Annotated in this window: 1 protein-coding gene; it reads right to left on the minus strand. The window is 67.1% G+C overall.

The window, feature by feature from the left end:
• Positions 1-660: 660 nt before the first annotated feature.
• The coding region (locus tag B4M60_RS15735) for a hypothetical protein (RefSeq protein WP_414646810.1) at positions 661-729 on the minus strand (69 nt) is incomplete at its 5' end.

Below are 729 nucleotides of genomic sequence, written 5' to 3' on the forward strand. Positions count from 1 at the left end.
ACACAGCGCCCCCGACACCACCGGCGCCGCGTTGGCCGCCGGGGCCGTGCTGGAGATTCCCGGGGCCACTGTGGCCACGAGGAACATGACGAAGGCCAGGGCGCCGGTCCGGAGCCAACTGGTGCTCGAGCCTGCGGATCCGGCATCCGGGGATGTGGAAGATGGTGGAACCACGGCCTTCCCCGACCTGGTTCGGCCCGTTCCGCCGGGCGTCAACCCAATCGGAGGGGCACCTCGCGAACGTCGCATGGACTGTCCTTTCTCGCTGCGTCTCGGCCCCTCACTCGTGAGAACTCAGGCCCAGGGCATCATTGCCCGAGCATAAGTTTACACTAAGTTTAGAGATAGAAGTATCCACAGGAGCGGTCCGCGCTCCGCATCATGGCACCATGGCGACCCTCTCCCACCTGCGACGCTACGACTCGACCGAAAACACCTGAGAGGTAGCCTCTCTGACCGGATACCGTGAGCCGACATTTCTCTTTGCCGCTCACGGCGCCGGATTGTCGGCTGCGTCACACTCTCGGGCCACGCGACCGGCCGACGCTGCCCTGACGACTGCCCAAGGCGACGCCGGCAGCATCGCCTGACCCCGGAATGCACGAGGGCCCCACACCGGAGATCCGGCGCGGGGCCCTGCGCTGTGCCGGGGTCGGCCGATCAGCTGTCCAGGCGCTCGATGATCGTCACGTTGGCGGTGCCGCCGCCCTCGCACATGGTCTGCAGGCC

It is taken from the genome of Dietzia sp. UBA5065 (assembly GCA_002415925.1).
Taxonomy (GTDB): Bacteria; Actinomycetota; Actinomycetes; order Mycobacteriales; family Mycobacteriaceae; genus Dietzia.